This is a genomic window from Brachymonas moutaii (nom. illeg.), assembly GCF_049977365.1.
Taxonomy (GTDB): Bacteria; Pseudomonadota; Gammaproteobacteria; order Burkholderiales; family Burkholderiaceae_C; genus Brachymonas.
In genome coordinates this window covers 54,274-77,298 of sequence record NZ_JBNGEN010000001.1, presented here as the reverse complement: position 1 = coordinate 77,298, position 23,025 = coordinate 54,274, and the positions used below count along the sequence as shown (strand labels likewise).

Annotated in this window: 25 protein-coding genes and 1 tRNA gene; 14 read left to right on the top strand and 12 right to left on the bottom strand. The window is 62.5% G+C overall.

Features of this window, described 5'->3' with window-relative positions; genetic code table 11:
* Positions 1-71: 71 nt before the first annotated feature.
* Entirely contained in the window at positions 72-1,415 is a 1,344-nt protein-coding gene (locus ACP2WS_RS00365) for an AAA family ATPase (RefSeq protein ID WP_426458958.1), read from the bottom strand.
* Positions 1,312-2,865 (bottom strand): tyrosine-type recombinase/integrase, encoded by a 1,554-nt coding sequence (locus ACP2WS_RS00360; protein ID WP_426458957.1) that lies wholly within the window; start codon positions 2,863-2,865, stop codon positions 1,312-1,314. Before ACP2WS_RS00360 ends, ACP2WS_RS00365 begins: the two co-directional genes overlap by 104 nt.
* Before the next feature lie 376 nt (positions 2,866-3,241).
* On the opposite strand from ACP2WS_RS00360, the gene ybiB reads away from it, so the two are divergent.
* The gene (ybiB, locus tag ACP2WS_RS00355; RefSeq protein ID WP_426458956.1) at positions 3,242-4,174 is read left to right on the top strand and encodes a DNA-binding protein YbiB; all 933 of its coding nucleotides are present in this window, start codon (positions 3,242-3,244) and stop codon (positions 4,172-4,174) included.
* Positions 4,175-4,300: 126 nt separating this feature from the next.
* On the opposite strand, the gene ACP2WS_RS00350 is transcribed toward ybiB, so the two are convergent.
* Positions 4,301-4,810 carry an OmpA family protein gene (locus tag ACP2WS_RS00350; RefSeq protein ID WP_426458955.1) on the bottom strand — a complete coding sequence of 170 codons (510 nt, stop codon included), beginning with the start codon at positions 4,808-4,810 and terminating at the stop codon, positions 4,301-4,303.
* Positions 4,811-5,118: 308 nt separating this feature from the next.
* On the opposite strand from ACP2WS_RS00350, the gene pdxH reads away from it, so the two are divergent.
* The gene (pdxH, locus tag ACP2WS_RS00345) at positions 5,119-5,769 is read left to right on the top strand and encodes a pyridoxamine 5'-phosphate oxidase (protein ID WP_426458954.1); all 651 of its coding nucleotides are present in this window, start codon (positions 5,119-5,121) and stop codon (positions 5,767-5,769) included.
* A gap of 119 nt (positions 5,770-5,888) precedes the next feature.
* Here the strand turns inward: pdxH and msrA are convergent, their stop codons facing one another.
* A complete protein-coding gene (msrA, locus tag ACP2WS_RS00340) occupies positions 5,889-6,455 on the bottom strand; it encodes a peptide-methionine (S)-S-oxide reductase MsrA (protein WP_426459560.1) in 567 nt (188 codons plus the stop codon).
* 296 nt (positions 6,456-6,751) lie between these two features.
* Between msrA and ACP2WS_RS00335 the strand changes: the two genes are divergently transcribed.
* From ACP2WS_RS00335 to ACP2WS_RS00320, 4 genes are all read left to right on the top strand, one after another.
* Complete coding sequence (locus ACP2WS_RS00335) at positions 6,752-7,405, top strand: protein-L-isoaspartate O-methyltransferase family protein (RefSeq protein WP_426458953.1); 654 nt, start codon at positions 6,752-6,754, stop codon at positions 7,403-7,405.
* Positions 7,406-7,416: 11 nt separating this feature from the next.
* Positions 7,417-7,773, top strand: coding sequence for a rhodanese-like domain-containing protein (locus tag ACP2WS_RS00330; RefSeq protein ID WP_426458952.1), 357 nt, complete (start codon positions 7,417-7,419; stop codon positions 7,771-7,773).
* A 385-nt stretch (positions 7,774-8,158) separates the two neighbouring features.
* Positions 8,159-8,632 carry a YeeE/YedE family protein gene (locus tag ACP2WS_RS00325; RefSeq protein ID WP_426458950.1) on the top strand — a complete coding sequence of 158 codons (474 nt, stop codon included), beginning with the start codon at positions 8,159-8,161 and terminating at the stop codon, positions 8,630-8,632.
* 23 nt (positions 8,633-8,655) lie between these two features.
* The gene (locus ACP2WS_RS00320) at positions 8,656-9,081 is read left to right on the top strand and encodes a DUF6691 family protein (RefSeq protein WP_374492604.1); all 426 of its coding nucleotides are present in this window, start codon (positions 8,656-8,658) and stop codon (positions 9,079-9,081) included.
* 101 nt (positions 9,082-9,182) lie between these two features.
* Here the strand turns inward: ACP2WS_RS00320 and ACP2WS_RS00315 are convergent, their stop codons facing one another.
* Together ACP2WS_RS00315 and ACP2WS_RS00310 are read right to left on the bottom strand one after the other, a co-directional pair.
* Positions 9,183-10,088, bottom strand: coding sequence for a metal ABC transporter permease (locus tag ACP2WS_RS00315; protein WP_426458949.1), 906 nt, complete (start codon positions 10,086-10,088; stop codon positions 9,183-9,185).
* Positions 10,089-10,203: 115 nt separating this feature from the next.
* Positions 10,204-11,040 carry a metal ABC transporter ATP-binding protein gene (locus ACP2WS_RS00310; RefSeq protein ID WP_426458947.1) on the bottom strand — a complete coding sequence of 279 codons (837 nt, stop codon included), beginning with the start codon at positions 11,038-11,040 and terminating at the stop codon, positions 10,204-10,206.
* A 291-nt stretch (positions 11,041-11,331) separates the two neighbouring features.
* Between ACP2WS_RS00310 and queE the strand changes: the two genes are divergently transcribed.
* On the top strand, positions 11,332-11,967 hold the full coding sequence (gene queE / locus ACP2WS_RS00305; RefSeq protein ID WP_426458946.1) for a 7-carboxy-7-deazaguanine synthase: 636 nt from the start codon (positions 11,332-11,334) through the stop codon (positions 11,965-11,967).
* Between the two features lie 25 nt (positions 11,968-11,992).
* Positions 11,993-12,367, top strand: a complete 375-nt coding sequence (locus ACP2WS_RS00300; protein WP_374492597.1) for a 6-pyruvoyl trahydropterin synthase family protein — start codon at positions 11,993-11,995, stop codon at positions 12,365-12,367.
* Positions 12,368-12,400: 33 nt separating this feature from the next.
* Here ACP2WS_RS00300 and ACP2WS_RS00295 read toward each other — a convergent pair whose 3' ends face one another.
* The 4 genes from ACP2WS_RS00295 to ACP2WS_RS00280 all read right to left on the bottom strand — a co-directional run bounded on the left by ACP2WS_RS00295 (position 12,401) and on the right by ACP2WS_RS00280 (position 16,183).
* Positions 12,401-13,318 (bottom strand): CPBP family intramembrane glutamic endopeptidase, encoded by a 918-nt coding sequence (locus tag ACP2WS_RS00295; protein ID WP_426458945.1) that lies wholly within the window; start codon positions 13,316-13,318, stop codon positions 12,401-12,403.
* Positions 13,319-13,408: 90 nt separating this feature from the next.
* Complete coding sequence (locus ACP2WS_RS00290; RefSeq protein ID WP_426458944.1) at positions 13,409-13,993, bottom strand: hypothetical protein; 585 nt, start codon at positions 13,991-13,993, stop codon at positions 13,409-13,411.
* A 58-nt stretch (positions 13,994-14,051) separates the two neighbouring features.
* Positions 14,052-14,525, bottom strand: coding sequence for a DNA polymerase III subunit chi (locus ACP2WS_RS00285; protein ID WP_426458943.1), 474 nt, complete (start codon positions 14,523-14,525; stop codon positions 14,052-14,054).
* Positions 14,526-14,563: 38 nt separating this feature from the next.
* Complete coding sequence (locus tag ACP2WS_RS00280; protein WP_426458942.1) at positions 14,564-16,183, bottom strand: leucyl aminopeptidase; 1,620 nt, start codon at positions 16,181-16,183, stop codon at positions 14,564-14,566.
* 46 nt (positions 16,184-16,229) lie between these two features.
* Between ACP2WS_RS00280 and lptF the strand changes: the two genes are divergently transcribed.
* The 6 genes from lptF to ACP2WS_RS00250 all read left to right on the top strand — a co-directional run bounded on the left by lptF (position 16,230) and on the right by ACP2WS_RS00250 (position 21,542).
* A complete protein-coding gene (gene lptF, locus ACP2WS_RS00275; RefSeq protein WP_426458941.1) occupies positions 16,230-17,399 on the top strand; it encodes an LPS export ABC transporter permease LptF in 1,170 nt (389 codons plus the stop codon).
* Entirely contained in the window at positions 17,396-18,505 is a 1,110-nt protein-coding gene (gene lptG / locus ACP2WS_RS00270; protein ID WP_374492587.1) for an LPS export ABC transporter permease LptG, read from the top strand. Before lptF ends, lptG begins: the two co-directional genes overlap by 4 nt.
* A 35-nt stretch (positions 18,506-18,540) precedes the next feature.
* Positions 18,541-18,960 (top strand): sirohydrochlorin chelatase, encoded by a 420-nt coding sequence (locus tag ACP2WS_RS00265; protein ID WP_426458938.1) that lies wholly within the window; start codon positions 18,541-18,543, stop codon positions 18,958-18,960.
* A 101-nt stretch (positions 18,961-19,061) separates the two neighbouring features.
* A tRNA-Pro gene (locus ACP2WS_RS00260) sits at positions 19,062-19,138 on the top strand.
* Between the two features lie 224 nt (positions 19,139-19,362).
* Positions 19,363-20,304: a CysB family HTH-type transcriptional regulator gene (locus ACP2WS_RS00255; protein ID WP_374492584.1), complete on the top strand. Its 942-nt coding sequence runs from the start codon at positions 19,363-19,365 to the stop codon at positions 20,302-20,304.
* A 53-nt stretch (positions 20,305-20,357) separates the two neighbouring features.
* Entirely contained in the window at positions 20,358-21,542 is a 1,185-nt protein-coding gene (locus tag ACP2WS_RS00250) for a pyridoxal phosphate-dependent aminotransferase (protein WP_426458937.1), read from the top strand.
* Between the two features lie 154 nt (positions 21,543-21,696).
* Here ACP2WS_RS00250 and ACP2WS_RS00245 read toward each other — a convergent pair whose 3' ends face one another.
* Both ACP2WS_RS00245 and ACP2WS_RS00240 read right to left on the bottom strand, forming a co-directional pair.
* The gene (locus tag ACP2WS_RS00245) at positions 21,697-22,014 is read right to left on the bottom strand and encodes a hypothetical protein (RefSeq protein WP_426458936.1); all 318 of its coding nucleotides are present in this window, start codon (positions 22,012-22,014) and stop codon (positions 21,697-21,699) included.
* Positions 22,015-22,379: 365 nt separating this feature from the next.
* On the bottom strand, positions 22,380-22,901 hold the full coding sequence (locus tag ACP2WS_RS00240; RefSeq protein WP_426458935.1) for a c-type cytochrome: 522 nt from the start codon (positions 22,899-22,901) through the stop codon (positions 22,380-22,382).
* Positions 22,902-23,025: the final 124 nt, after the last annotated feature.

Below are 23,025 nucleotides of genomic sequence, written 5' to 3'. Positions count from 1 at the left end.
TATCGAGTCCAATTCGTTGATTTAAAAGAGATTTTGGTTCGATACGCAGCGCGTTCGATGCCATCGAGGCATCAAGGTATCGAACCGGGGGCAGAGGGGGGATTGATCGGCTTGTCCGGCATAGCAACGAGCTTTCCGCGAATGCGGCGAATCTTCGCGGTGTTCAGCAGCGCCTTGATGGCCCTCCGTACCGAGTTCATCCCAGCTTTCAGACTGCCGCCCTCGCCACCAAACGTGTTCTCGATTTGGTTGGCTGAATAGCTCTTTCCGAGAGCAGCTTCGTCGCGGATCAGTTGCATCACACGATCTTCCAAAGTCACCGGTACGCCGCCGGCACGCAGACCGACCAGATAGCCATTCGGTTTGCGGATCAAGATTTCGGCATCGACGGGTGGGCCGTAGTTGCTTTTGGTCAGTTCGGCACTGAGGTACTGCTTGCTGGCGTCCAGCCCAGCTTTTGCGTCCTTCGCAGGCGGTGCGAGATTGAGCTGCCAGCGAACGCCGTCAGTCATCGCACTGGAGCCGCGCGTTGCGGCCTGTCCACGGGTGCCGGTCATGGGGTTCATGCTGGCCTTGTTGGCATGGTGGCAAACCAACACAGTAGCTCCGGTGGTATGGCGCAGGCGCTCCAACTGCTCAATGAATCGGGTAGTGTCGTCGGCGGCATTTTCATCGCCGCCACGAAAGCGTGATGCTGGGTCGATCACGATGAGTTTCAAGTCGGGGATGCCTGCAACCGTCAAAAGCAGACGGTCAACATAGTCCGTGGCTTCCACGTCGCCACGGCGCTGTGCGCGGGTCATCAGGTTGTTGCTGGCCGTCATTGACTTGATGAGAAGCCCCTTGCGCAGATTGGCGGCCATCGCTGGATGGCTCGGGCTCAATTCCGTGATGATGCGATCAAGGCGGCGGTGTACCTCATCAATCTCATCCTCGGCCAACAGCAGCAGTGCCGTGCCACGCTCGCCACCCTGCCACACGTCGCACAGTGGGATGCCCGTTGCCACGGTCACGCCCATTTGCAGGACAAACTGGCTCTTGCCGGTGCCGCCCGGCGCGACGATCATGCCGACAATCCCCAAGGGCAACATGCCGCTCAAGAGCCAGCGACGGGCAGGCGGGCTCGTGCGCAGCAGAAGATCGATGTTGGCGTCGGCGATGTCAAACAGCGGGGTCAGCGGCCCCTTGTAGCGTTCTGGGTGGTTGCGCGCATCCGTCTTCGCAAGGCTCTCCACCGTGCGGCGCACCTTGTCCACATCAAGCGGAGGATTCTGGCGGGCGTTCCAGTCCAAGGCCATCTGGTGCACCAGATCAACAGGATGGCTCTTGGAAAGCAGATCTCCAACAACCTTCGTCAATGCATCGGTACGCTCGCCATCGGGGTACGAATTCAAAAAAGGATTGCCCTCGTGCATGGCCGGTTGCGGCGGGCGCGTACCGTGGCTGGCAGACCGGCCACCGTTCGTGACTACCAAGCGCAGTTGTGCTTTCAGGTCGCCAGATGAATAGCGGCGAGACGGATCGGCAAATTTGATCGGCAGCATTCAGGCGTCCTTCCCTTGTTGCATCAGCGTCATGAAAGGATCGGCGTCCTTCTTTTGGTGATAAAAGCCGGGGAGGCGCATCACGCGCGAGGGATCGCTGACGGCAAGGTCGCCGGAAAAACGTTTGGCCAAAGCCGTCTGAACAGCAGACGCCCACAATACCTTGTTGGATGTGGTTCAGGCAGCGCTCAATGACGTGCGGGGCCACGCCCAGATCGCCCATTCGTGATGCCATGGTGCGACGCAGGTCGTGCGGGCTCCACTCGCCACCGGACAACATCAGCACTTGGGCCTTGGCCGTGCGCTTTTTCAGCGGCACCTCGCGGATGCGGTCACGAACAGCCTTGGACAGGGCCTTGTCGGACATCGGCTGATCATTGCTGCGGCCCGCAAAAAGGTAGGCGCCATCGCGATAGCTCTGCAATACCTCCAACTGCTGAATTGCGAAATCCGACAGGTGAATCAAATGCGCACGCCCGTTCTTGGCGTTGTTCCCCGGGATGCGCCATTCGCGCGTTTCCAGATTGATGTGCGCCCATTCGGCGTTGAGAAGTTCTCCCACACGGGCACCCGTAGCAAGGATCAGCCAGAGCCCAGCTGTCATGCGGGGGTGAAGCCCCGAGCCTGCAAGACCGCGTGCCAGCTCCTTGATTTCGTCAAGGCTCAGATTGCGTTCCACCGGCGTTTCCTTACCGCCTGCCTGCTTTTTGCTCAACCCCAAAGTGGGGTCGGTTTCGACCAAGCCACGGGCCAGCCCGTGGCGGAACATCTGCCGAAGCGTGGACAGCACCATATTGGCCTTGCGGCGAACCTTGCGATCCAGCAGCTTGTCGATGACCTGAACAATGTGCGGCAGCCTGACGTCCTTGGCCTTCATCTGCCCCAAGATGGGGCGAACATCGTGGTCGTAGATGCTTTCGACGAATGCGCCACCGTCTTTGCGGTGGGCGCTGAGGTAGACGCGCTTCCAGTCGTCGAACAGGTCATTGACCGTCTTTTCCAGTTGTGCCAGTGCCTGACTGGATGTGTTCGCGGCGCGGTCGTTTGCTTCCTTGACCACGGGGTCGATGCCACTTGCCACCATTTGGCGGGCTTCATTGCGGCGTTGGCGAGCCATGGCCAGAGAGGTGTCCGGGTAGGTGCCGCAGTTGTAGCGGCGCTCCTTGCCGCCGAACTGGAAGCGGTAGTAGAAGTTGATGGCGCCGCCCTTGTCGGTAGGCATGGCGCGTACCCACAGGCCGCCGCCATCGCCAAGTGTTTTTTCGGAGGGGCCGGGCTTCAGCCCCCGAAGGTGTTTGTCGGTGAGTTTGTTCTCTGCCATGTGATGCTCCTTGGTCACCTGCGCCCGCCGTCCCCAGCGGTACGGTTAGCGGTACGGTTTGGCGCAGACAACGGACGAATCCCCCTGATGCGCCGTGAACAGCGATCATGGGCTAAGTAATTGAAAATGAATAGGAAAACCCGCGTTGATGGGTGCGCGTGAATTCCGCTGCAACGCCGCTAGGGATTCATGGGGTGCAAGGGGTCGCGAGTTCGAATCCCGCCACGCCGACCATATAGAAACGGGTTACAGAGCAATCTGTAACCCGTTTTTCTTTGCCAGCACCTCCCCATCTCACTACCCAGGAACTGGAGTAGGTTGTCCGCCCATTTCCGGCACATGCCCGTCCGGACGCCATCTCGGAGACAATCGGGGCATGAATGCTTCTCTCATCCCCTATCTCAAGGAAATCGGCCGTGGCAAGGACGGCATGCGCAACCTGACCTTCGAGCAGGCACGCCAGCTCTGGGGATGGATTCTTGACGGACAGGTCGGCGATCTGGAACTGGGAGCCTTCTGCATCGCCATGCGGATCAAGAGCGAAACCCCGGAAGAAATGGCCGGGTTTCTCGATGCCACGCATGCCCGCCTGAGAGTACCTGCTTCCCTGCATCCAGACCCAGCGCGTGCCACCACCGTGGTGCTCCCTAGCTACAACGGGGCCCGCAAGCTGCCCCTGCTCACTCCCCTGCTGGCCGTTCTGCTGCAGCGAGCCGGCCTCCAGGTGCTGCTGCACGGCATGCGCACGGAAGCTCGTCGCATCACTGCACCTGAGGTACTTGCCGCGATGTCAGCGGGGCTGAACGCAAGCGGTGACACCCTTCCCGCCTGGGTGGATACCGGCGCGCTGTGCCCCGGACTGCCCCGTATCCTGCGCGTCCGCTACAGCGTAGGCCTGCGCAATTCCGCGCACAGTCTGGTCAAGCTCATGAATCCTCTGGCAGGCACTCCTGCTGCTGCACGAACCATTGTGGTCGGCAGCTACACCCATCCCGAATACGCCGAGTCCATGGCGGCCACCATTGCACTGATGCAGGGACATGCGCTGCTGCTGCGCGGCACAGAGGGCGAACCGGTGGCCGATCCCCGCCGGCTCCCGCAGCTCAATGGCTACCTGCACGGAACGCTCGCAGCACAGCGCCCGGCCCAGGGTGGCAGTCTGGCCAGCCTCCCCGACCTGCCGCAGGAAACCACGGCAGAGGCAGCCGCACGCTACAGCCTGGCAGTGCTGCGCGGAGAACTCCCGGTGCCCCAGCCACTGACCGAGCAGGTGGATTTGCTGCGTTCCATGGCGGACGAGCTGCACTGAGAACCATGTTCTCTCACGCGCCGAAAGAAAAGTCACCCAAAAAACAAAAACGCCCCGCTTGAGCGGGGCGCTGGTGGCATATCCGCCGCCATGGGCCTGGCGGATATGCATGCCGCGTGCGTCAGATCAGTGCTGCACTGCCACATCCACGCGACGTGCCTGGGCATCGCTGCCCTGGGTATGCGGCGTGGAGGCCGGCTTCTTGAGTTCGATGGACGACTCGGCCACGCCTTGGGCACGCAGGGCATCACGCACCGCGAAAGCGCGCTTCTTGGCCAGTTCCTCGTTGAGCTTGGCACTGCCGGTGCTGTCGTGATAGCCACTCACCACCAGCTTCTTGCCGGACTTGGCGGCAGCCACGGCATCTGCCAGTGCAGCCTGTGCGCCCTGAGCCAGATCGGCCTTGCCAACGGCAAAGTAGAACTGCACAACCCCATCCACCACCTGAACAGCGGCCTCGTCGTTGCGCAGTGCCACCGGAGCGCTGGCTGCCGCACTGGCAGTGGCCTGCACGGAGGCTGCTTTCTTGCCATGCGAGAACACTCCGGCGCGCGACATGCCAACACCCAGAACCAGGGCCACCACGGCCAGGATGACGGCCCCGAGCACGATCCATACGACCGGCTTCTGATCCATATCATCATCTTGAGTCATCAAAGACATAGAAACTCCAATAGCTAAAAAAAGAGGAAAACCTGGAAACCTTGTCGGAGCGCAGCGCCCTGTACCGGCTGCGGGCGTCTCGCGCCTGCAGTCGCACTTCTGTGCACAGAGATACTGCCGATCTCGGACAGAAAAAAGGGGGATGCACGTTCAGGAAAGCGTCATTGTACGGGTTGAACCTTCTCTTGCGAACATGGTCTGTCGCCCAATACCGCAACCACACTCCGCTGTTGCGGCATGCGCGCCATAATCCACCATTGAACGTCCTTATTTTCCAAGCCATGAAATCCCACAACCCCCACATTGCCGACTTGCGCAAAAGCTATGAACGCGCAGAGTTGAATGAAGAAGCCTCCCAGGCCGATCCCATGGTGCAGTTCGATCAATGGCTGACGGAAGCCATCGCGGCTGAATTGCCCGAACCCAATGCCATGACGGTGGCCACGGTAGGCAGCGACATGCGGCCCAGTACCCGTGTGGTGCTCATCAAGGGGTATGACGAACACGGCATCGTCTGGTACACCAACTACCAGAGCCGCAAGGGCCAGCAGCTCGCAGGAGATCCCTATGCGGCGCTGCAGTTCCATTGGGTCGAGCTCGAACGGGTCGTTCGCATCGAAGGCAAGGTGCAGAAAGTGAGCGCGGAAGAAAGCGATGCCTACTTCGCCACCCGGCCCCTGGATCATCGCATTGGCGCCTGGGCAAGCCCCCAGAGTCAGGTGATTGCCAACCGGGGAGTGCTGGTGGCCAATGCAGCCCGCTATGGTGCCCAGTTCATGCTGCATCCTCCCCGTCCCCCGCACTGGGGAGGGTACCGGCTGGTAGCCGACCGCTGGGAATTCTGGCAGGGACGCAAGAGCCGCCTGCATGATCGGCTCTCTTATCGACTGCAGGCGGATGGTGTCTGGCTGCGCGAACGTCTCGCCCCCTGACACGGCCCTTGTTCCAGGCGCTCCTTTACAGAAAGGGCGCCTGGGAACTGGGAATGGCGGCATGCTCCGCACCCGCCTGGAGGCGGCCAAGGCACCTCCAGCAACCATGAATCCTTCGGTCAGCTCGCAGTGCGCTGCCACTCCGGAAAAGCCTGGCGGAATGCATCCACCTTGGGCGCCACGACCACCGCACAATATCCCTGATAGGGGTGATTCTCGAAATAGCGCTGATGGTATTCCTCAGCCCGGTGGTAGCGTTCACAGCGTGCCACCTCGGTTCTCACGGGATGCGCATAGTGCCGGCGAGCTTCGTCCAGCCACTGCATCACCTGTCGCTGCTGCGCGTCACTGCTGCAGAATATGGCGCTGCGATATTGCGTGCCGATATCCGCTCCCTGGCCATTCAGGCTGGTCGGGTCATGGGAGGTAAAGAAGATATCGAGCAACTGCTCCAGGGAGACCATGGCAGGATCGAACTCGATGCGTACGACTTCCGCATAGCCAGTCTGGCCCGTGCACACTGCATCGTAGCTTGCCTGTTCCTGAGTGCCATTGGAATACCCGCATTCCACATCCACCACACCGCGAACCTCGCGGAAAACCGCTTCAAGGCACCAGAAACACCCCCCTGCGAGCGTGATGGTTGCGTTGGCATGCTCCGTCGCGTGCGGAACCTCTCTGTGCATTGTCTCCATGGTCAACCTCATCGTCGAAAACTTCGGCCATGGACCTTGCTGCACCAACATGCAGACAGGTCCAATACCCCTAGCTTCTCTCACTGCTCTGGAAACCAGCTATTTCCGTAGGATCAATGGTGCCATATCCGCCATTGTCCACCCTTGCGTCCAGGATATAGCGTCTTTCATAGAGCATCCACAGGCCCAGCCCGGGGCACAGGCCGGCGCTCCGGATGCAACGGGAGCGTGCTGTGGCGTAAAATGAAGGTTTGACCACCAGTCACACAGTCACCTTCGGAGCACACATGAACGTCGAACAAGCCCGCTTCAACATGATCGAGCAGCAGATTCGTCCGTGGGGTGTGATGGATGCGCATCTTCTCGATCTCCTGCAACGGGTCAAGCGCGAAGATTTCTGTCCTCCTGCCTATCGCAACCTGGCCTTTGCCGATCTTCAGATTCCCCTGCCTTATGGGGAAATGATGCTGGAGCCGCGCGTACAGGCCCGCCTGGTGCAGGACGTGCAGCCTCACGGACAGGACAAGGTGCTGCAGATCGGCGCTGGTTCCGGCTACATGACCGCCCTGCTCGCTCACTGCGCGCATCATGTGCTGGCATTCGAGATTCATCCGGAACTCGCGGATCTCGCCCGCCAGAACCTGCGCCACGCAGGCATCGAGCGCGTGGATCTCAAAACCGGCGATGGCTTCGCGCTGGCAGCCCAGGCAGGCACCTTCGATGCCATCGTGCTGTGCGGATCGGTATCGCACGTGCCGCACAGCCTGCTCGAACAGCTCAACGTGGGTGGTCGACTGATTGCCGTGGTGGGCGATGAGCCGATGATGCGCGCCACGGTCGTCACCCGTGAAAGCGACACGGTGTTCCAGACGACGCAGCCCTGGGATGTGGTCATCCCGCGCCTGGAAGGTGTGTCCGATACCCCTGCCTTCACGTTCTGAGCACGCACATCATGTGGCAGGAAATAGACCCCCGTAATCTGTCGAGCTGGACCCAGGCCTGTGCCACTCAGGGCCTCACGCCCATCGTGCTGGATGTGCGGGAGGACTGGGAATATCAGACTTCCAACATCGAGCCCCTGGCAGCGACACTCGGCATCACGCTGCAGCATGTGCCCATGGGACGCATTCCCGGGGCGCTCAATGCCCTCCCGCGCGAGGGAGCATGCTTGGCCTGCCTGTGCCACCACGGTGTGCGCAGCGTGCAGGTCAGCCGCTTCCTGAGCCAGATCGGATACCGCCATATCGCCAATGTCACGGGCGGAATCGAAGCCGTGTCCGACGTGTATCCCGACGTTCCACGCTACTGACCGTCGATCCACCCTTTTGCTCGCTCCCTGCATGCACACAGAGAGTTCGAGCTGTGCGGGTTTCTGTGTGCACCGTCCCACCGCGCCCAGGTACCAACGCCTCAGGATGCTCACACATGCTTCCCGCAGGCTGCTTGGTCATGGCCGCATCGATGCCGTGAAGCGCGTACCCGTGCGCCTGCCAGTCCTGTTCCATCCCCTCTCCCACCCCCACCCTCCTTGCCATGGACGGTGACCAGGCCGATCGGCAAGGGCTTGCAATCGGACGTCCGCTCCGATACCCCATGTCAGCCAGCAGGAACTGGGCTGACGCCTGCAGACATGGAAGGACTGCCCTAGAATTCACCAAAAAATAGATTGTTTTCTTCTGGAGCGCGTTTTCACCATGCATAGCTTTTCTTTCTACCTTCCTCCCTTTCCGCAGGGATGGCTGCACTATCTTCTGGGCGGCATGATCATGGGGCTGGGAGTGGCGATTCTCTACATCCTGACCGGGCGCATCGGGGGAATGAGCTCGGTGTTCAGCAGTACATGGTCCTACCTTGTGCAAACGCCATTCTTTCAGCAGACCAAATTCACTTCGACACGTGTCTGGCGGCTGGTGTATGCGCTGGGCCTGATTGTGGGTGCCTTTCTCTGGATGCTGTTCTTCCATGACGGACAGGCGCTGGGCACCCAGATTCCCTGGTGGAAACTGCTCGTGGGCGGCATGTTTGTCGGATATGGCGCCCGTCTGGGCGGAGGCTGCACATCGGGGCACGGCATCTGCGGGCTGGCCTGGCTGCAACCGGCTTCTCTGGCAGCCGTAGTGACTTTCATGGTCACGGCCATGATCACCGCCAATCTGTTCAACCGCTGAATCAGCCGATCTGGAGAATTCTCATGCCTTCGAATTTCAAGAGCAGTCGTGCCCTCGCCACCCTGATGGGCGGCGTGCTGTTCGGTTTTGGTCTCGCACTCTCGACGATGACCAGACCCGAAGTGATTCTGTCCTTCCTGACCTTTCACGATCTGGGGCTGATGCTCGTGATGGGAGGAGCTGTGGTGGTCGCCATGGTGGGATTTCGCCTGGGCCGCACCTGCGAACATCCCGTCTGCGGCGGGGAAATGGATACCTACTGCAGCCACTGGACGCGCAACACGCTGATCGGATCGGCGCTTTTTGGTGTGGGCTGGGGTCTGGGCGGTGTCTGTCCCGGTCCGGCCATTGCAGGCTTGGGAGCGGGCAACGTCTCGATGCTGTGGTCGCTTGGAGGCATCCTGCTGGGTGCCCTGCTGCAGGGACTGGTGGCTGGACGCAGGATGTGAAGAAGTTGCCTCAAGGAGGAGCCCCTCTTCTGGGGTTCCTCCGAGTCAGGCAGTCAGGCAGGGCAATGTCGTTTCCTCGACATGACCATGACCCGTTGCATTCATTGACGGGATGATGCGACTGTTCCACCCTGCAGCAGAGCACGATGGCGACGCCCCTGCAGCCAGCGTGCCAGCATGCCTCCCTGCAATCCGAACAGCAGAGAGCACAGATACACCATGCCGCACAGCAGGATGATGGCGGGCCCCGATGGCATGTCGACGTGGTAGGACAGCAGCAGCCCCCCATATCCGCACAGCGTTGCCAGCACGCTGGACAGCAGCATGATGCTCCCCATGCGGCTGACCCACAGGCGTGCCGCGATGGCCGGCAGCATCATCAGCCCTACAGCCATGAGGGTGCCGAGAGCCTGGAATCCAGCCACCAGATTGAGCACCACCAGCATGAGAAAGGCCACGTGCCACACCGTGCCCCGTCCCCCGACCGACTGCAGGAAGACGGGATCGACGATCTGCACCACGAGGGGCCGGTACATCACGGCCAGCATGGTCAGCGTGATGCTGGCGACGATGGCCACGAGCGTGAGGGCAGGCTGATCCACGGCCAGCACGGAGCCGAACAGCAGGTGCAGCAGATCGACCTGACTGCCCTGCCGACTCACCAGCAGCACTCCCAAGGCCAGACAGGTCAGGTAGAACGCCGCGAAGTTGGCATCTTCCTTGAGGCTCGAATAGCGGCTGGCCAACCCTACGGCCAGCGCCACCAGCAGTCCCACCAGGAGACCGCCCAGCCCCATGGCCATGAGATTGAATCCGGCCACCATGTAGCCAAGCGCCACGCCGGGCAGTACCGCGTGGCTGATGGCATCTCCCATGAGGCTCATGCGGCGCATCATCAGCAGTACCCCCATGGGCGCTGCACTCAGCGCCAGAAACAGAACGGCCGCAAGGGCACGGCGCATGAAGTCGAAATCGGAAAAGGGGGAGATGAAAATATCGTGCAGCATGCGGCACCTTGAAAGTCGGAGGTCTGGTCCTGAAAGCGACACAGGAATACGGGGGCGAACACCTGACCACCACCGCGCAGTTCCCTGCGGAGCCGATGGCGGATGCATGGCCTCTTCAGAGCGGCGGCGAAGCGGGGGGCGCAGAAGAAGGAGCGAGACTCCCTGGCTCTGCATGGAGATGCACATGCGTGGGAGCCGAAAGCCCCGCATGCGCCGACGCATCGGGAGGAATGTCGCACCAGGCCACGACCGGGGCGTCCTGCCGGAACATATTCATGCGCTGCACATTGTCGGGAGTGAAGACGTCGTGGCTCAGACCTTCGGCAATCACTTCCCGCGCCAGCAGCAGCGCATGATGGAAGCAGTGTCGCGCCTGGGACTGGTCATGCACCACGGCGATCACGCCCTTGCCTGCATGCACGCATTCCTGCAACACCGTCAGCAAGGCCTGCGTGGTATGCGCATCCATGGCGTTGAAGGGCTCGTCGAGCAGCAGGAAACGGGCATCCTGCACCAGCATGCGGGCAAAGAGCACGCGCTGGAACTGTCCTGTGGACAGTGCGGCAATCTGGCGGTGTGCAAAATCGGCCATGCCGACCCGCTCCAGGGCCTGCATGACCCGTGCAGCCTGCCGGGAACGCAGACCGCCGAAGAGACCCAGCTCATGCCAGAGTCCCAGTGCCGTGAGCTCGAAGACAGTCATGGGCAGACTGCGGTCCATCTCGGATTGCTGAGGCAGGTAGGCCAGATCGCGCCGCTGCAGGCCTTCCCAGCGCACTTCTCCGGTACTGCAGGGCATCAGCCGCATGATGGTCTTGAGCAGGGTGCTCTTGCCCGCGCCATTGGGGCCATAAATGGCCCAGGAGCATCCTTCGTCGAATCGGGCATAGACGTGATGCACGGCAGGCAGGCTGCGATAGGTGACGGTGACATTGTCCAAGACGAGAGGCATGGCTATACCACCGCTCCATACACCAGCCAGATCACGAGCAACAGCACCGCCAAGCCTGCGAGGCGCCATGCCACGCTGTCCAGAAGAAGGGATTTCATGGGAAAGGATTCGGCAAGAGAACGGGAGTGCAGTTGGTGGCGGCACATCAGACACGCACACACCCCCTTGTTTTTCCGGTCCATTGTAGCCAGAAAGTGCAAGTGTGTTGCAAAAAGGACGGCTTCGCCCTGTCCCGCCATCCCGGCAGATGACGCAGAGGCCCGCCCGAGGGCATAATGCGCCCTCACCATCATGAGCTATCAGGTCAAGGAAATTTTCTATACCCTCCAGGGGGAAGGACTGCAGGCGGGACGTCCCGCCGTCTTCTGCCGTTTCGCAGGATGCAATTTCTGGAACGGCAGGGAGCAGGATCGTCCACACGCCATCTGCACCTTCTGCGATACCGACTTCGTCGGTACCGATGGGACGCTGGGGGGCCGGTTCCAGTCTGCCGAAGAGCTGGTCGCCCGCATGGCCAGCCTGTGGCCAACGCAGGACAACGGGCCCCGGTTTGCAGTGCTCACGGGCGGCGAACCGCTCCTGCAGGTGGATACCGCACTCATCGATGCCCTGCACAGGGCACGTTTCGAGATTGCAGTGGAAACCAATGGCAGCATTGCTGCACCTGCCGGCATCGACTGGCTGTGCGTGAGCCCCAAATCGCTGGCGCACTGGGTGCAGCGCGAAGGCGACGAGCTCAAGGTCGTATGGCCGCAGGCGGGCATGGACCTGCCAACCCTGGAAGCATCCCGATTCCGGCATTACCTGCTCCAGCCGCTTGACGATGCCTCTCGCGCAGCCCACGTGCAGAACTGCATTGCGCTGTGCATGGAACGGCCAACCTGGCGCCTGAGCCTGCAGACACACAAGATCACCGGCATCCGCTGATGCCCTTTCCCTGTTTCCACTGACCATGCATTACGAACTCAGCCAGTCCTTCTTCTTCGAGGCGGCACATACCCTGCGCCGCAAGCTCGACGATGCGGCCGAAGTGGCCGGCAGCCGCCGCATCCATGGGCACACCTACCACGCCGAGATCTGCGTGCGGGGCGCGCCCGAAGACGATACCGGCATGGTGGTCGATCTTGCGATCCTGCGCACGCACATTGCCGCCCTGCGCAGCCAGCTCGACCACCATTACCTCGATGAGGTTCCTGGCCTGGGGCAGCCCACCCTGGAAAATCTGTGCGGCTACATCGCCCGCGAAATCCAGGCCCGTGGCGTGCAGCCAGCCAAGGTTCGGGTCTGGCGTCCGTCGAGCGGGGATGGCTGCACCCTGACGCTCTGACCTCGTGCCTGACCGCTGCGGGCTGTACCGTCATCAGCCTCCTTGCGACGCTCCTGGCATCTGCCCCGTCTGCTTCGACGCCGTGCTCCTGCACACCAGCAGCCAGGCCACGCCCAGCGTACCACCGAGCTGCAGCCCCAGTGTGGGCCATGCCATGTGGGTGTCGAGCAGCAGCGCGGACACGCGCCCCGCACACAGGGCTTCGGCTATTGCCGCCTGGTTGTTGGCCGCATGCAGGGCTATGGCCACTTCCAGCCCTCCCGTGCGCACGGTCACCCAGGCGAACACCAGACCGAGCAGGCACCGCATCGCAAAGAGCGGGACATCCTGCTGGCCGTGCAGGGCCGCAAAGAGCAGCGAGGGCATCGCCAGCACCAAGATATGCCGCAGCCACGCACGGCCCGTCCATCGCCCGGCCCAGCAGGCCATGATCTGCTGCAGCGCGCCCCTGAAGACCAGCTCCTCGCCCGCTGCCTGCAGGGGAGTGAACAGAACCAGCACCGCCACCGCTGCCCATGGCACTGCGAAACGATGCGCAGGCAGTGCCCCCGTGATCCAGAAATCAAGAACGGCCATCCCCCCGGCCGCTGCAAGCGCCACGGCCCAGGCGCGCATCAAAAGGCCCCATCGGATGTGCCCGTACACGGACAACAGATAGCCCAGAGGACGGCGCAACCCGATATGGACAGCCCACAGGCTGCAGGGAATCCACCAGGCAATGCCCATTTCCAGCCACAGCAGCAGTTCCCAGGGCCCCGGGAGGGCCGACGGCTCCCACCAGGCTTCGCTGGCCAGCCGCAGCATCCAGATGCCCATGCCGATTCCGAGCGCCAGCAGCACCAGAACCACACTGGCATGCCACCAGGCCTGCGCTGGATGGGCGTACAGGCGCCAATAGCGTTCGGTTTCGGAAGACTCTGACGAAAGGGAGCGGCTCTCACGCAATGACACGGCTGGCTCCTCTGCAGAAAGCGCACTCCCCACTGTCTTCACACAGGCGAATCGGTGAGAGTTATGGGCAGGACATCGGTGCAAGCCCGCTCAGCGGGCAGCACGCCAGGATTCGATGAGCCTGACCAGATGGGCCTGCAGCTGGGGAGAGAGCTTTTCCTCGATCTGCTGCGACCACTGCAGCAGCATGAAAGGCAGCTGCTGCTGGAGCTCCTGCCGCACGGCGCGCTGGATGTGTTCCTGGAGCTGCCGCTGCCAGTCTGCCGGAAAGGCTGCCTCGGCGGCGCGCGCAGCAGCAGATGGCATGGGGGCAGCAGAACCTGCAGACGATGCCGGCACTGGTGCATCGGCCAAAGCGTTCCTGCCCTGGACAGAAGCGGCAGCCCCCTGCCGGACGGGCGCGGCAGCGTGTCCGGCATCCCGCGCAGCCGGGCCGCCCGTATGAGGAGCGCCCGAAACCATGGTGCGCTGGTATTCGCTCAGGGGCGGCACATGGGCGACCTTGGGCCCCGAAGTCTCCAGCTCTCCCAGATCGAGATCGAGCATGGAATCCGGCTCCTGCAGCCGACGCTGCTGCAGGTAGCGCGAATCGTCGGATACCGTACTCGGAATGTTGCCATCCGTGAGGGTTTCGGTCAGGGTAGGCACGAAGCGAGGGGGATTGGTCTGTGTCATCGAAGGCCTCCTTCCGCGATCCGGAAAATATCGGCATGCAGGTTCATGTAGGTGGAAATTATCCACCAGTTACCTGGACATCATGCCGAATGATCTGGTAGCCCCGCTGACCGTAGTAGCGCCAGCGCTGACGGGCGTCGTTGCGGTCGGAGGCATCCAGGGAAACAATCTCGATGAGCCGCTCGAATTGCTCGAATCCCTCGGCGATGGAGGCATGCAGGTTCACCAGCACCCGGTGACGATCGCTCGCACAGACCGATTCGGACAGCCACACGCGCGCCCGCTCCCTCGCCACGGCCATGGCTGCGTGTTCCGCTCCCTCCCCTTCATCCCCGCCGCTGGATGCCTCCATCCAGGCATGCCCGACGAAATCCACCGGGGACAGCTGCCAGAGCATGCGGTCGATGGCTTCGAGCTCCTCGCGGGGCCCCGTCACGAGCAGCTGGGCGCCCTTGGCCGTCGCCTTGCGCAGCAGGCGACAGACATAGGGCACCCGCTGGGGGATGTTGAAGTGGAAGGAAATCTCGGTCATGGCGGTGGGGGTTCAGGGGCAGACGGCAAGTCCTGCACTCACTTGCTGCTGGAGCGGGACGCCTTGGCCCGGGATGCCGACTTGGGCTTGGCGCCGGACGTATCTGTTCCCTTGACGGACTTGGCAGACTTGGCGGTGCGTGCCGTAGGAGCAACCGTGGCTGCCGGTGCGTCAGCGGGCGCAGCAAAGGCCACCGGGCTGGCCGCCTGCGCGAGCACGAACTTCAGGAGCAGCGGCACCGGACGCCCCGTGGCCCCCTTCTCCGCGCCCTGATCCCAGGCCGTGCCGGCAATGTCTAGATGCGCCCAGGGATAGGCAGACGTGAATTTCTCGAGGAACTTGGCCGCCGAGATGGCTCCTGCTTCCCGTCCTGCCACGTTGGCCATGTCGGCGAAGTTGGATCGCAGTCCCTTGCCGTACACGTCGTCCATGGGAAGGCGCCACAGCAGATCGGCGCTGGTGCGGGAAGCCTCCTCCAGCGCGCCAGCCAAAGCGTCGTCGGTGGTGAACAGGCCGCTGCGCAGATGGCCCAGTGCCAGCACGCAGTTGCCGGTCAGCGTGGCGATGTCGACCACGGCCCGTGGCTGGAAGCGTTCCGCGTAGGTCAGGGCATCGCACAGAATCAGGCGCCCTTCGGCATCGGTGTTGAGAATCTCGATGGTCTGCCCGCTGAGACTGGTGACCACATCGCCGGGCTTGATGGCACGCCCACTCGGCATGTTCTCGCACGAGGGGATCAGTCCCACGACATTGATGGACGGACGCGCATGGCGCAGTGCCTCAAAGAGGCCCAGCACGCTGGCAGCACCACACATGTCGAACTTCATCTCGTCCATGCCGGCGCCCGGCTTGAGCGAAATGCCGCCGCTGTCGAACGTGATGCCCTTGCCCACGAACACGAGCGGTGCATCAGCCTTGTTCGCGCCACGGTATTCCAGCACGATGAAACGCAGCGGCTCTTCAGAACCCTTTGCCACGGCCAGGAAGGCCCCCATGCCGAGCTTCTCGACCTGGGCCTGATCCAATATCTGGCAGGCAAAGCGCTTGCCGCCAGCGGCATTGCCCTGACGGACGATGTCCTGTGCCGCATCGGCCAGCTGCGAAGGCGTGGCATGGTTGGCCGGACGGTTGCCCCAGCCTCGCGCAAGCTCCACCCCTGCGACCAGTGCCTGCCCCTCGGCCCACGCCGATTCCAGGCTGTGCGCGTTCGGTGCCCCCAGGGCCACCTTCTCGATGCCTGCCTTGGCAGAAGGCTTGGTATCGCCATAGAGATAGCCACCGCGTGCCACGGCCAGCATGGCTGCCTGAAGCTGCTCGGGGTGGGCATCCTGCGCAAAGCACACGGCCAGGCTGCGCACTTCGGGGGCCAGCTCGCGGGCCAGCTTCTGGAGCGGCTCCTGAATGTCGGCCGCACGCCCACTGCCCACGCCCAGAATCACCACACGTCCGCTGGCGGCATCCTCGGGACGGTACACATCGAGTCGCTTGCCGGCCTCGGTGCGCAGATGCCCCTGCTCGGCAGCCTGTGCCATGCAGGCCGCCAGTTCGCTCGTGGAAGCGAAGGAGCCGTCGTAGCCGTCTGCCACCAGCACCACCAGTACCTCGTGGTGGCCCTTGCCTGCAGCCAGGAGGTCGTCATGGGAAAGCGTGAAAATCATGATAATGTCTGCCCTTTCTTGACGCTGTAAATCTCAGCACTAGCGCATGTTATTCCAATCATCCATTCGCCACGAGTTGACGCGGACTTTCAGCGCCACCCTGTTCGTGCTCGTGATCATCGTGATGACGATGATGCTGATCCGGACCCTGAATTTTGCCAATCAGGGAGCCATCAACCCATCGGAAGTCTCGCTGGTGCTCGGCTTCACGGTGCTGGCCTATTTTCCTACCATTCTCACCCTGAGCCTGTTCATCAGCATCGTCTACACCCTGTCGCGCATGTACCGCGACAGTGAAATGGCGGTATGGTTCTCCAGCGGGCAGGGCCTGTTCCAGTTCATCCGCCCGCTGCTGCAGTTCACCCTGCCCGTGGTGCTGGTGGTGGCCGTGCTGTCGCTCGTGGGCTGGCCCTGGGCCAATGCGCAGACCCAGGAGCTGCGCCAGCGCTACCAGACCCGGGGCGATGTGAACCGCATCGCTCCCGGACAGTTCCAGGAATCCAGCGACGGCAACCGGGTCTTCTACATCGACGGCGACGATCGCAGTGCCACGTCTGCCGCCGCCCTCTCGGGCGCCTCTGCGGCAGGGCGCAAGCTGTTCATCTTCGCTCGGCAGCCCAAGAGCGAGCAGATCGTCACGGCCCAGAGCGGACAGGTCAAGGATGTGGGCAACAGCCGGTTTGCCGTGCTCACCAATGGCCAGAGCACCGAGATCGCCGACGACCACACGCTCACGGTAAGCCGGTTCCAGGAGTACGGCATCCGCATCGGCGACCGCTCGCAGGCACTGCATGGCTCGCTCGACGATCCCCAGACCCTGGCAGCCACTCCGCCGCGCGCCATCCCCACCCTGCGCCTGCTGCAGCTCCCCGCTCCCCAGTACCAGGGCGAGCTCGGGTGGCGCATCAGCATGGCGCTCGCAGGCATCAACTTCATGCTGTTGGCGCTGGCCTCATCCAAGGTCAATCCGCGCTCGGGCCGCAGCGGCAGTCTGGTGCTGGCCCTGCTGTTCTTCACCGTCTACTACAACCTGATCAACTTCGCGCAGGACTGGATCACGCGCGGACGCATCGACATGCCCCGCATGCTGCTTCTGCTGCACGGAGGCATCTTCGCGCTCGCCATGCTGTGGATCTGGATGCGCCACAACCAGTGGAGTCTGCACCGGCTGCTGCCGCGGCGCCCCGTGCCGGCCGGTGAAGGGAGGCAGGCATGAGAGTCGCTGCCCGCTATATCCACCGCCAGATTCTCCTGGCCGTGCTGTTCGTGACGCTCAGCTTCCTGGCGCTGTTCCTGTTCTTCGATGTCATCAACGAAGTCAACTTCAGCAGCAGCAATGCAGCCGTGCGCTACACCGTGCTCAACTCGATGGTCTACGTCGCCCTGCTGGTGCCTGAACATGTGTACGAGCTGTTGCCCATTGCGGTGCTCATCGGCGCCATCTTCGTCATGGCCAACATGGCCATGACGTCCGAGTTCACGATCCTGCGCACCAGCGGCATGGGCCCGTGGCGTGCCCTGCGCATCCTGCTCGTGCTGGGGGCGCTGTTCACCGTGGGGACTTTCCTGGTGGGCGACTACGTAGCGCCCAAAACCAACAAGCTCGCCCAGCTCTACAAGGCCCGCTTCGAGGGTCGCATCACCGCGGGTCGCACCGGCGCGTGGATGAAGGAGAACCAGGCGGACCACGACCGCATCATCAACGTCCACGAACTTACCCCCGACGGCGAGATGCGCCAGATCCGCGTGTTCGACTTCAATGCACAGGGACTGCTCGCCGACACCATCGAGGCCGGATCGGGACGTTTCTCGGACAAGGGCTGGACCCTGCACGATGTGCAGCGCAACCAGCTGGTCGGGGCCGATGGCAACACGGGACATGCCCGCATGCAGCGCACCCATCTCGACAGCCTGAGCCTCGACACCAGCATCCACCAGGGCATGGTGGCCGCTGCCCTCATCGATCCCGACCGCATGTCCACCTTCGAGCTGTACCGCTACATCTCCCATCTCAAGGAAAACAACCAGTCCGCCCGCAACTACGAGATCCAGTTCTGGCGCAAGGTGTTCTACCCCCTGAGCTGTCTGGTCATGGTGATCCTGGCGCTGCCCTTCGCCTATCTTCACTTCCGCTCCGGCAACATCAGCACGGCAGTGTTCGGAGGCGTGGTGGTCGGGATCAGCTTCTTCCTGCTCAACAATGTCTTCGGCTACATCGGCAACATGCATGCTTGGATGCCCTGGCTGGCTGCAGCCATTCCGAGCCTGATCTACACCGCCATTTCCCTGACGGCCTTTACCTGGCTGGTACTCAAGCGATGACCTCCTCCCACTCCGCAGTCTCCCCTTCCGCTGGCATGTCCGCAGCAGCGACTTCTGCTTCGGACTCTGCCATCGTTCTGCTCGGACACGGATCGCGTGCCCCTGGCTGGAACGCTCCCCTGCTGGCCATGCAGACAGCCATTGCCGCACAGGATCCCGCCGTCCGCGTCACCTGTGCCTACCTCGACTATCTGCCGCCCCAGCTGCCGGACGCACTGTCTGCCCTGGTGGCTGAACATGCTCCCACGCACATCCTCATCGTGCCCGTGTTCCTGGGCGCTGGCGGGCATGTGACGGAAGACGTGCCTCGCCTGGTCGACGCAGCACGGCAGGCCAACCCGCACATCCACTTTCACCTGTCCCAGAACATCGGGGACCGTCCCGAACTGTCGGCTCTGGTCGCGCAGCTGACCCTTGGCGATCTGCAGCACTGCACCGCCGCCGCGTCCCGGTAAGACCCGCACGCCCCTGTGCGGCAGGAACGCCCCACCGGCCATAGAAAAGAAATGGGGCCATGCCTGACAATCGGCTTTTGTCAGGCTATAATTCATGGCTTCGGAGTGTGGCGCAGCCTGGTAGCGCGTCTCGTTCGGGACGAGAAGGTCGAAGGTTCGAATCCTTTCACTCCGACCAATTATTTCCCTCCGCTGTCTGCTTTTTCTGCAGCCAGCGCGTCTTCAAGAGGTACGACATGGCTCGTACCTTTTCTTTTTGGCATTTCCCTTCTGCACATTGGGTTCGATGGAATAAACCAGAGCGCCAAAATAATGGATAGTGTATAAAATCCACGGATTGGCACTTGGTATTACTTCTTCGCATTTCTGCTGGAAATGTGAATCTCCCTTATTGACCGGGACATGAACCTTCATCAATTCCGCTTCGTGCAGGAAGCGGTTCGCCGCAATCTCAACCTCACCGAGACGGCCAAAGCCCTCTATACCTCCCAGCCGGGAGTGTCCAAGGCCATCATCGAGCTCGAAGAAGAACTCGGCGTCGAGATTTTCGTGCGCCACGGCAAGCGGCTCAAGCACATCACCGAACCCGGCCGGCACATCATCCAGAGCATCGACATCATTCTGCGCGAGGTGGGCAACCTCAAGCGCATCGGCGAGGAATTCAGCAAGCAGGATGCCGGGCACCTCTCCATTGCCACCACGCACACCCAGGCGCGCTATGTGCTCCCGGACTGCATCGCCAAGCTGCGCCATACCTACCCCAAGGTGCAGATTGCCCTGCACCAGGGGACTCCCGAACAAGTGGCCCGCATGCTGCTCGACGAATCGGCAGAGATTGGCATTGCCACCGAATCGCTGGCCGATTACCCCGAGCTGGTCAGCCTGCCCTGCTACGACTGGGAGCACGTGCTCGTGGTGCCCGAACAGCACCCTCTGGCGACCCAGGAACGCATCACCCTGGAGGACCTGTGCAAGGTGGATCTGATCACCTACCACCCGTCCTTCAGCGGCCGTACCCGCATCGACCACGCCTTCGCACAGCGCAAGCTGGAGCCCCGCATCGTGCTCGAAGCCATCGACTCGGACGTGATCATCACCTATGTGCAACACGGTCTGGGCGTGGGCATCGTCTCCGAGATGGCCATGGTGCATGACCCCAAGCCCGGGCTTGTCTATCGCCGGCTGGGCACGCTGTTCGGCAAGAATGTCACCCGCGTCGCCTTCAAGCGCGGAGCGTATCTGCGCGACTTCGTGTACGAGTTTGCCGAATCGCTGAGCGAACGGCTGCCTCGCCAGCTGGTGATGAAGGCCATGACCGGCCAGTTCGAAGACTACGGACTCTGATCTTTCCGCTCCCATCGGACCCATCCGATGGGATGGCCCGAGGTACTGCTCTCATGAACGCACCCTGCAAGCCCCTGCTGTCTCCCCTGCCCTCGCGTCTGCCCGAGGTGGGAACCACCATCTTCTCGACCATGTCGGCACTTGCGGCGCAGACCGGCGCCGTCAACCTGGGTCAGGGCTTCCCCGACTTTGGCTGTGATCCCGCCCTGATCCGCGGGGTCACGCAGGCCATGGAGGCAGGATGGAACCAGTACCCGCCCATGCCGGGTGTTGCTGCGCTGCGCCAGGCCATCAGCGACAAGATTGTGCACCTGCACGGCCGCCGCTACGAGGCAGAAACCGAGATCACCGTCACGGCGGGCGCCACGCAGGCGCTGCTCACTGCGATTCTGGCACTGACGCAGCCCGGCGACGAAGTGATCGTGCTCGATCCGTGCTACGACAGCTATGTGCCCGCCATCGAGATGTCCGGTGCCGTGCCGGTGCGCGTGCCCCTCACACGTGGGAGTTTCCGGCCCGACTTTGCGGCGCTGGCTGCCGCGCTGGGTCCCAAGACCCGCCTGCTGCTGCTCAACACGCCCCACAACCCCACGGCCACCGTGTGGACCGAGCAGGAACTGCAGCAGCTTGCCGATCTTCTCGCTCCCACCGATGTGCTGGTGCTCAGCGATGAGGTGTACGAGCACATGGTGTACGACGGCCGAATGCACGTCAGCGCGGCGCATGTGCCGGGCCTGGCCGAACGCGGCATGGTGGTGAGCAGCTTCGGCAAGACCTACCACGTGACGGGCTGGAAGGTCGGCTATGTGGCAGCCCCTGCGCCGCTGATGCAGGAGTTCCGCAAGGTGCACCAGTTCAACGTGTTCACGGTCAATACCCCGATGCAGCATGGCCTGGCGGCATACATGCAGAACCCGGCTCCCTACATGGACCTGTCGGCCTTCTACCAGCGCAAGCGCGATGCGTTTGCGCAGGGACTGGCGCGCACCCCGCTGCGCCTGCTGCCCTGTGAGGGAACCTACTTCCAGTGCGTGAGCTACGCCGATCTGCGGGGACCGGAGCGTGATCTGGGAGAAGCGGATTTCTGCATCTGGCTCACCCGTGAACTGGGAGTGGCGGCCATTCCGGTGGCTGCCTTCTACGGCGATGGCACCGAGCAGAAGACCATTCGGTTCTGCTTTGCCAAGCAGGAAGCCACCCTGCAGGCGGCACTGGAGCGGCTGGCCCGGCTGGGCTGAGCCTGCGGGAGCACAGTGCGCTGCACCTGGGACCCCCAGCTCCTCAGCCACCCAGACAAGACAAAGGCGCGATGTGCCTCCCACAGGAGGATTCCATCGCGCCTGATGCAGACGGACCCGGCGCACGCCGGGGCCCGATTCAAAGAAGACGGAATCAGTCTTTCTTGGCAGCTTCCTTGGCCTTCTGGGCGGCTTCGTTGGCCTTCTGGAGAGCGTCGTTGGCGGTGTCCTTTGCCACGTCCTTGGCGTCCTGTGCAGCCTGCTTGGCTGCACCCTTGGTCACTTCGGTCGCGTGCTTGGCACCATCAGCGGCAGCCGATGCAGCCATGACTGCCGAAGAAGCAGCCATCTGCGCAGCCTGGTTGGCCTGATCGGCGGATTTCTGGGCCTGATCATCGGCCTTCTTGCCGCAGGCTGCGAGGGAAACGGTGCAAGCCAGTGCCAGCAGGCCGGCCATACGGGTCATGTTCATGGGAATCCTTTCATGCAACGAGGATGAGCACTGCATCCCTCCGTCCCCATGGACGGGCAGGACACGTGGCCGGGATGGAACACGCTTTCCACCAGGGGGGCAGCCAAGGCTGACAATTAATTGACGGTTCCTCCCGGTGCATGCAATGTACTCCATCCGTTGTCGCAGGGGTATGGTACGGGCCAACGAAATGTGACAAATGGTGCATTTCTCCCGGATGGATGCACGCCTCCGGTTCGCCGCCCGTCTGCTGGACACCCATGAAAACAACAAGGCTCCGGGAATGCCGGAGCCTTGCGGTGGGATGCTGCCCTGCCAGCGGGATGCCTGCACCGAGGCAGGGCCCGCCGGGAGCTGCACAGACCTTACTTGATCTGGGAGGTCATGTACTTGACAGCGGACTTCACTTCGTCGTCGGAAGCGGTGGAGCCGCCCTTGGGAGGCATCACGCCCTTCTGACCCTGGAATCCTTCCAGAGCGTGCTTGAACAGCACGGCATCGCCCTGGGCGATGCGGGGGCCCCAGTCGGCCTTGTCGCCGAACTTGGGCGCACCGGCCACACCGGCAGCGTGGCAGACGGAGCAGGTGGACTTGTACAGGGCTTCGCCTGCAGCGGCGTCGATCTTGCCGCCCTTGGCATCGCCTGCCACCTTCTTGGCGGTGTCCTTGACGTCGGCTGCGACGGACGCAGCGCTGGCGGCCGTAGCGGCTGCAGCAGAAGCAGTGGCCGTGGCGGCAGAAGCAGCTGCGCTGGCAGCGGAAGCAGCCACGTCGGCAGCGGATGCTGCGGCGCTGGCGGCAGCCTGGGCGTCATCCTTCTTGCCGCAGGCGGTCAGGGCTGCAGCAGCAGCCAGGGAAAGGATGAGCAGGGAACGTTGGAATGGCATGATGTCCTCTTGGAGATGAGACCAGCGGCAGAGACGCCGGTGGCCCCGCTGAACAGAAATGAAAAGGCAGTGCGTATACCACCATGACATCACGTCCCGCCCGGGGCGTTTGATGTCGGTTAAA

Excerpts from the sequence above, each read along its gene's own strand:
- ACP2WS_RS00240 (WP_426458935.1), bottom strand. The coding sequence starts at position 22,901 with ATGCCATTCCAACGTTCCCTGCTCATCCTTTCCCTGGCTGCTGCTGCA.
- ACP2WS_RS00315 (WP_426458949.1), bottom strand. The coding sequence starts at position 10,088 with ATGCTGCACGATATTTTCATCTCCCCCTTTTCCGATTTCGACTTCATG.
- ACP2WS_RS00320 (WP_374492604.1), top strand. The coding sequence starts at position 8,656 with ATGCCTTCGAATTTCAAGAGCAGTCGTGCCCTCGCCACCCTGATGGGC.
- lptF (WP_426458941.1), top strand. The coding sequence starts at position 16,230 with ATGTTATTCCAATCATCCATTCGCCACGAGTTGACGCGGACTTTCAGC.
- ACP2WS_RS00335 (WP_426458953.1), top strand. The coding sequence starts at position 6,752 with ATGAACGTCGAACAAGCCCGCTTCAACATGATCGAGCAGCAGATTCGT.
- ACP2WS_RS00360 (WP_426458957.1), bottom strand. The coding sequence starts at position 2,865 with ATGGCAGAGAACAAACTCACCGACAAACACCTTCGGGGGCTGAAGCCC.
- queE (WP_426458946.1), top strand. The coding sequence starts at position 11,332 with ATGAGCTATCAGGTCAAGGAAATTTTCTATACCCTCCAGGGGGAAGGA.
- ACP2WS_RS00325 (WP_426458950.1), top strand. The coding sequence starts at position 8,159 with ATGCATAGCTTTTCTTTCTACCTTCCTCCCTTTCCGCAGGGATGGCTG.
- ACP2WS_RS00285 (WP_426458943.1), bottom strand. The coding sequence starts at position 14,525 with ATGACCGAGATTTCCTTCCACTTCAACATCCCCCAGCGGGTGCCCTAT.
- ACP2WS_RS00265 (WP_426458938.1), top strand. The coding sequence starts at position 18,541 with ATGTCCGCAGCAGCGACTTCTGCTTCGGACTCTGCCATCGTTCTGCTC.
- pdxH (WP_426458954.1), top strand. The coding sequence starts at position 5,119 with ATGAAATCCCACAACCCCCACATTGCCGACTTGCGCAAAAGCTATGAA.
- ACP2WS_RS00350 (WP_426458955.1), bottom strand. The coding sequence starts at position 4,810 with ATGGATCAGAAGCCGGTCGTATGGATCGTGCTCGGGGCCGTCATCCTG.
- ACP2WS_RS00255 (WP_374492584.1), top strand. The coding sequence starts at position 19,363 with ATGAACCTTCATCAATTCCGCTTCGTGCAGGAAGCGGTTCGCCGCAAT.
- msrA (WP_426459560.1), bottom strand. The coding sequence starts at position 6,455 with ATGCACAGAGAGGTTCCGCACGCGACGGAGCATGCCAACGCAACCATC.
- ACP2WS_RS00330 (WP_426458952.1), top strand. The coding sequence starts at position 7,417 with ATGTGGCAGGAAATAGACCCCCGTAATCTGTCGAGCTGGACCCAGGCC.
- ybiB (WP_426458956.1), top strand. The coding sequence starts at position 3,242 with ATGAATGCTTCTCTCATCCCCTATCTCAAGGAAATCGGCCGTGGCAAG.
- ACP2WS_RS00310 (WP_426458947.1), bottom strand. The coding sequence starts at position 11,040 with ATGCCTCTCGTCTTGGACAATGTCACCGTCACCTATCGCAGCCTGCCT.
- lptG (WP_374492587.1), top strand. The coding sequence starts at position 17,396 with ATGAGAGTCGCTGCCCGCTATATCCACCGCCAGATTCTCCTGGCCGTG.
- ACP2WS_RS00280 (WP_426458942.1), bottom strand. The coding sequence starts at position 16,183 with ATGATTTTCACGCTTTCCCATGACGACCTCCTGGCTGCAGGCAAGGGC.
- ACP2WS_RS00250 (WP_426458937.1), top strand. The coding sequence starts at position 20,358 with ATGAACGCACCCTGCAAGCCCCTGCTGTCTCCCCTGCCCTCGCGTCTG.
- ACP2WS_RS00365 (WP_426458958.1), bottom strand. The coding sequence starts at position 1,415 with ATGCACGAGGGCAATCCTTTTTTGAATTCGTACCCCGATGGCGAGCGT.
- ACP2WS_RS00290 (WP_426458944.1), bottom strand. The coding sequence starts at position 13,993 with ATGACACAGACCAATCCCCCTCGCTTCGTGCCTACCCTGACCGAAACC.
- ACP2WS_RS00300 (WP_374492597.1), top strand. The coding sequence starts at position 11,993 with ATGCATTACGAACTCAGCCAGTCCTTCTTCTTCGAGGCGGCACATACC.
- ACP2WS_RS00245 (WP_426458936.1), bottom strand. The coding sequence starts at position 22,014 with ATGAACATGACCCGTATGGCCGGCCTGCTGGCACTGGCTTGCACCGTT.